Consider the following 5,762-nt stretch of genomic DNA (forward strand, 5'->3'; position numbering starts at 1 on the left):
GATTAATCAATCATAATATAAAGTAAAAATAAAGTAAAATGTGAAAAAGTATCAGCAATCTTTTCAGTAATAATATTCTTTGTAAATTAAGTGAAAATTAAGAAAAACCGGGTAAACCTTGCGTAAGAAAGGGTTATTTTGGATTTAGAAACCCTATAGTGTTGCTAAAGAAAATGCGTTTTAGAAAGTTAATTTAAAAAAGGGCATATCACCTATTAGGTGATATGCCCTCAATTAATATTATTTACTATTTTAAGTCTTCAACTGATGTTATATCCATATAAGTTGGAACAACTAAACCAATTTTAACTCCAGTCATGTTAACACCAAGTTCCTCAAAGTCACCTTCGAATTTATCCGCGTAGGTTTTATGAGTAAGTGGCATCCATGCAGCTAGTGATGCATCTGCACTACCGTCAGCAATAGCTGTCCATAATGGACCCGCTTCAACTTGAACTAATGTTACATCATAACCCATATCTTCCAATACAACTTTCATAACATTATGGCTTGCGATTTCACTATCCCAAGCTACATAAGCAAGTTTGATTTCATCGCCGTCCACTTTCTCAACGCCTTCTGTCCATTCTGACACTTTTTCTTCATGTGCATCCACCCAGTTTTGAGCAGCTACAGCTTCGTCTTCCCCATCTTGGATAGCGATCATCACTTCACCCATATCATCTTGAGTCCAGTTAAACTGTGAAAGAATTTGATGAGCTTCTGGTAAATCCTCTTGCAAACCTAATCTACCTATCGTACGGATCTCTTCTTCCCCACCAAAAACTTCTTTTGGATCTTCAAGATACTTCAAGTCGAACTTAGCAAATTTCCAGTGTGGAGTCCACCCAGTAACGATAATTGGTTCTTCACTTTCATAAGCTTTTTGTAAAGAAGCTGTCATCGCTGCACTTGAACCTGCAATAACACTCCAATCTTCCAATTCATATTCTTCAATTGCCTTTTCAGTAGCTGCCATAAGTCCTGCACCTGGATCGATTCCAGTAATTTTATAGTCAACAGATTCACCGACTGAATTAGCTTCTGGAGTTGAAGTCGTGTCATCTTGTGTGTTTGTGTCTTCATCGTTCCCGCATGCAGCAAGTCCAAGTGATAATAGAGCAATTGCTCCCAATCCTGTGATTTTTTTAAATAATAATGTCATAATGTTGTTCCTCCTTTTTTATTTTTCCCAGCGTGTTGCGTAATACGATCTAACATAATAGCAATGATTACTACTGATAAACCAGCTTCAAATCCTTCACCGGTTTTTAATTGTGTGACGGCTCGATAAACATCTGCACCAAGCCCAGGTGCACCTACCATTGAAGCAATAACCACCATAGACAGCGAAAGCATGATACTTTGATTAACTCCAGCCATAATTGTTGGTTTTGCAAGTGGGATTTGCACTTTACTTAATCGTTGCCATGTAGTTGAACCAAAAGCCTGCGTGGCTTCAATTAATTCTTCTGGCACTTGTTGAATACCTAACATCGTTAAACGAATTGTCGGTGGCATGGCAAATATCACGGATGCCACAACGCCTGGTACTACACCGATATTGAAAAAGAAAATAGCCGGTAACAAGTAAACAAATGCTGGCATTGTCTGCATCAAGTCTAGGACTGGAACAACAGATTTCCGAACATTTTCTTTCTGAGAACCCCAAATCCCAATTGGAATACCAATTGAAATTGCGAAAAAGACAGAAGTTAATACTAGAGCTAACATTTGGAGCATTGAATACCAATAGCCTAAATAATCAATAAACAATAAGCCAAATAATGAAAATAAGGCAATTTTCCTAGTAGAAATAAACCATGCAAGTAAGCTAAATAGGACAGCAAGCAGTATAGATGGAAACATATCAAGAATGTCTACTGAGCCTTCGACAATTCCTTCTAATAGATCAGCAATCCCATCAAATACAGTGCCAAATGTAGTAACTAGCCAATTTACAGCAATGTCAATCCACTCGGCAAATGGAATACGAGGTAAAAGTTCATCCATTCTTATTCACCTCCGTATCCGTTTGTTCCACTAAATTAACTGTTCCATCACTGTTAATAAACTTATTGTCCCCAGATAGAGCACCAATCAGTGGACCACGAATAAGTATCCCTTGTAGTTTTCGATCTTCAGAAATCACTGCAACAGGAATGGATGCTGTTGATACAACATCAAACAACTCTGTTAACACTGTATCTGTTGAAACCATTGGAAGATCAGTAATAATGATCTCTTCAAGTGACTTTTCTGAATTAGAAGCAGCTAATGCGTCTACGGCTGTCACAGCTCCTAATAGCCGGTTACTATTGTCCAAGACATAAATGGAGGATATACCCAGTTGTTTCATAAGGCGAAGCGCAACACGAGGTCCTCGGTCCACTTTCACTGTATCTGCCTTCACCATGACGTGACCAGCTGTCAATACTTTGGATAAATCAACATCTTCTACGAAACGTTCAACATAATCATTAGAGGGGCTCATCAAAATCTCTTCGGGAGTTCCAATTTGCACAATTTCCCCATCTTTCATTAATGCAATACGATCCCCAATTCGTAGTGCCTCATCAAGGTCATGGGTAATGAAAATAATTGTTTTCCCCATATCATGATGAAGTTGTAAAAGTTCGTTTTGCATGTCTTTACGAATGAGTGGATCCAAAGCACTGAATGCTTCATCCATGAGCAAAATATCAGGGTCATTTGCAAGAGCTCTTGCAAGACCTACGCGTTGTTTCATCCCACCGCTTAACTGATGAGGGTACTGATCTTCATAACCAGCAAGACCAACGAGCTTTAATGATTCTTTCGCCTTTGACTGTCGCTCTATTTTCGCAACGCCTTGAATTTCTAGACCATATTCTGCATTTTCAGCAATTGTTTTATGCGGAAGAAGAGCAAAATTTTGAAAAACCATACTAATTTTCTTACGTCTGACTTCACGAAGTTGCTCTTTATTCATTTGTACAATGTCATCTCCATCAAGAAGAATATGCCCCAGCGTCGGATCAATTAATCTGTTTAATAACCGAACCAGTGTGGATTTACCACTTCCAGACAATCCCATAATGACGAAAATTTCACCTTCATAAACATCAAATGTTGCATTGTTCACTCCGACTGTTGCACCAGTTTCTTTCAAGATTTCATTTTTCGACTTACCTTCCTTAAGCTGCTGAGCTGCACGCTTACTGTTTTTGCCGAAAATTTTTGTAGCTCCCCTTACCTCAATTTTTTTCTTAATAGTTTGTTCACTCATACATACAACTCCTCACGAATCAGGACCAACATTATACTCAAAACAAAATGTAATCGAAATGCAATCGAAATGTAATCCTGTTTAAGTATAGATGTTATTCACTCGTAATACAACCGAAAATACAATATATACAGTTCAAACAGAAAATACTGTTTGTGATTATAATATAAATTGCTATTTTTAAAAGAGTATAATACCCTTAATGAAATAGACGGATTAGCTGAATAAAGCCACTACAGTGGAGGGATAACAAATGGAAGGTAAAGAAATACTAGAAAAATCCCGTGAACGAGTAATTGAAACGATTGCGCAAAATATACATCTCTACGGACTTACCCATTCTGCAGGTAGACAATACGGGATGATGTTTTATCAAAATGAACCACTAACATTAGATGACATGACCGAAAAACTTGGAATGAGTAAAACTAGCATGGGCACTTCCGTTAGAGCTTTATCCGAGTTGAAATTAGTCGAGCGTGCATGGAAAAAAGGAATAAGAAAAGATTTATATCATACCTCTGATGATTGGTATCAAAGTTTTATTGATTTATTTACAATCAAGTGGCGTAGATCTTCTTCACTCCATATTATGGCGATTAAGAAATCGTTAAGTGAACTTAAGGAGTTAGCAAGTGACGAAACAATAAGTGAAGAACTACAAAAAGAAGTACAAATTGATATTGAAAAGTTAACGTATATTCAAAACTATTTTGAATGGCTCAATCGACTAGTTGATGTATTTGAAAATCAAGAAATATTCGATTTTGTCCCAAAAAATAAATGATTCGAATGACAAAAGCTGACCAATAAAATAATTTAGATACATGTTTAATTGAAATCAACAGATACTACCACCTATAAATGCGCCCAGCCGCATTTATAGGTGGCTTTTTTATGTATTCTTGCCCGATTCAAATAGAATATGTATTGACAGTGTTTTTAATAATATTTAGAAAAATTTTTTTAATTTTGCCATTAAGATTCATGAAATTCGTCAAAGCTATACTAAGATTGTTTTTAAATTTTCCAAACTATTTATAAATGAAGGAAGTGAGTCGTTTGCTTACAGACAAACAAAATTCTGTATTAAAGAAACTACTTTTAGAGCAAAAAGTTCATTTGGAAGGTAGACATGCTGATAATCCGTTGCTAGAAGGCGGCAGTCTACGTGATTCAACAGGTGAACTATCTACGTTTGATAACCATCCTGCTGACTTAGGAACAGAACTGTATGAACGCGAAAAAGACATGGCGATTGGTGTTCATGAAGCAGCAGAACTAGAAAAAGTGAACGAAGCGCTTGAAGCAATGAAAAAAGGTGCTTATGGAATTTGTGATGAATGTGGAGAAGACATTCCTTATGAGAGATTAGAAGCTCTTCCTTACACAACTCGTTGCATTGAACATTCTGATAAAGAAGTTCCTATAGATCGACCTGTTGAAGAAGAAATCCTTGAACCTGCTAACGATAATTCATTTGCGGGTCGTCATAAAGGTGATGACGTCAGAGGATATGAGGACAGTTTTCAAGAAGTAGCTCAGTACGGGACTTCTGAAACACCATCTGATTTTGAAGGAGATTTCGCTGATTACAATGATTTATATGATGATGAGGATGAAAAAGGAATGGATGAAGATGTTGAGTCATTGCATATAACCTCTATTGGAGGTAATGAAAAAGAAATAATTACTATCGATCAACAAGCAGAGGCAATACGAAATGATTATATAGATGAATAAAGTACTCATATTGCTGGAAATCAAAAATAAAAAACCGCTCATTTGAGCGGTTTTTTATTTTAAAAGATAAGCCTCCTCAATCTTGCATGCCAGTCTGGCTGACCATGAATGAAAACGGAATGTGAACCACTTAGCCAAAATTTTTCAATATCATCACCTTTTAAAAATAAGATATACCTATTTGTTGCCCCAAGATTGTCTGTAAGAAAGGGATGAGCGAAGTGAAACATAGCTCATCCCTTTTACTCTTGAGGTTATGGTGCAGTAGGTTTGCCGTCCAAAGGGAATCGGAAACCGAAGTCGATACAGAATGGAATCATCTTTTACTAACACTCAAGTCATTTGTAATTGCTTAAAATGACCAAGAGCACTTTGCCTAGTTTTTCTTATAAGGTTAGAAACCACCATGGCTTACGTTACGTTTCCACCATCTACCATGAAAAGTGATCAAAAAAGAGATGTTAGTAAAGCCCTTCTAGAAGGGTTTAGTTTGATATTGTCTTTTTGTCTACATGTGTTTTCATGCAAAAGCATAAAAATTTAGTGAGTTATGAATCCAGTATTCCCGGTATTTTTATGAGTAGGTTCTAGTAAGGACCGCTGATTTGCGGTCCAGGCGGACGCTTCAATCAAGTAAATGTTTTTGAATTGATCATAAAAGAAACTAAAACTTAAAAATTAGAGAGTACAGAAAGTCACTGGTACTTTAAATAACAGAAAAATGCAGCGGTTTGCATCATGAACACTGAAA

The 5,762-nt window shown here is 36.6% G+C and carries 5 protein-coding genes; 2 read left to right on the forward strand and 3 right to left on the reverse strand.

Going from position 1 to position 5,762, the window contains the following annotated elements; all coding sequences use genetic code 11:
- Nucleotides 1–247 precede the first annotated feature (247 nt).
- Genes B371_RS0102095 through B371_RS0102105 form a run of 3 tightly spaced genes read right to left on the reverse strand, consistent with a single transcriptional unit; the run spans nucleotide 248 to nucleotide 3,268 of the window.
- Nucleotides 248–1,165: a glycine betaine ABC transporter substrate-binding protein gene (locus tag B371_RS0102095; RefSeq protein WP_019412663.1), complete on the reverse strand. Its 918-nt coding sequence runs from the start codon at nucleotides 1,163–1,165 to the stop codon at nucleotides 248–250.
- Nucleotides 1,162–2,013, reverse strand: coding sequence for a proline/glycine betaine ABC transporter permease (locus B371_RS0102100; RefSeq protein WP_019412664.1), 852 nt, complete (start codon nucleotides 2,011–2,013; stop codon nucleotides 1,162–1,164). The genes B371_RS0102095 and B371_RS0102100 overlap by 4 nt, the downstream gene beginning before the upstream one ends.
- Nucleotides 2,006–3,268, reverse strand: a complete 1,263-nt coding sequence (locus B371_RS0102105) for a glycine betaine/L-proline ABC transporter ATP-binding protein (RefSeq protein ID WP_019412665.1) — start codon at nucleotides 3,266–3,268, stop codon at nucleotides 2,006–2,008. The genes B371_RS0102100 and B371_RS0102105 overlap by 8 nt, the downstream gene beginning before the upstream one ends.
- 253 nt (nucleotides 3,269–3,521) lie before the next feature.
- Here B371_RS0102105 and B371_RS0102110 point away from each other — a divergent pair, with 253 nt between their 5' ends.
- Together B371_RS0102110 and B371_RS0102115 are read left to right on the forward strand one after the other, a co-directional pair.
- Complete coding sequence (locus B371_RS0102110) at nucleotides 3,522–4,055, forward strand: GbsR/MarR family transcriptional regulator (RefSeq protein WP_019412666.1); 534 nt, start codon at nucleotides 3,522–3,524, stop codon at nucleotides 4,053–4,055.
- A gap of 266 nt (nucleotides 4,056–4,321) precedes the next feature.
- Nucleotides 4,322–5,011: a TraR/DksA C4-type zinc finger protein gene (locus B371_RS0102115; RefSeq protein ID WP_369751060.1), complete on the forward strand. Its 690-nt coding sequence runs from the start codon at nucleotides 4,322–4,324 to the stop codon at nucleotides 5,009–5,011.
- Nucleotides 5,012–5,762: the final 751 nt, after the last annotated feature.

Source organism: Paenisporosarcina sp. TG20 (assembly GCF_000286315.1).
Taxonomy (GTDB): Bacteria; Bacillota; Bacilli; order Bacillales_A; family Planococcaceae; genus Paenisporosarcina.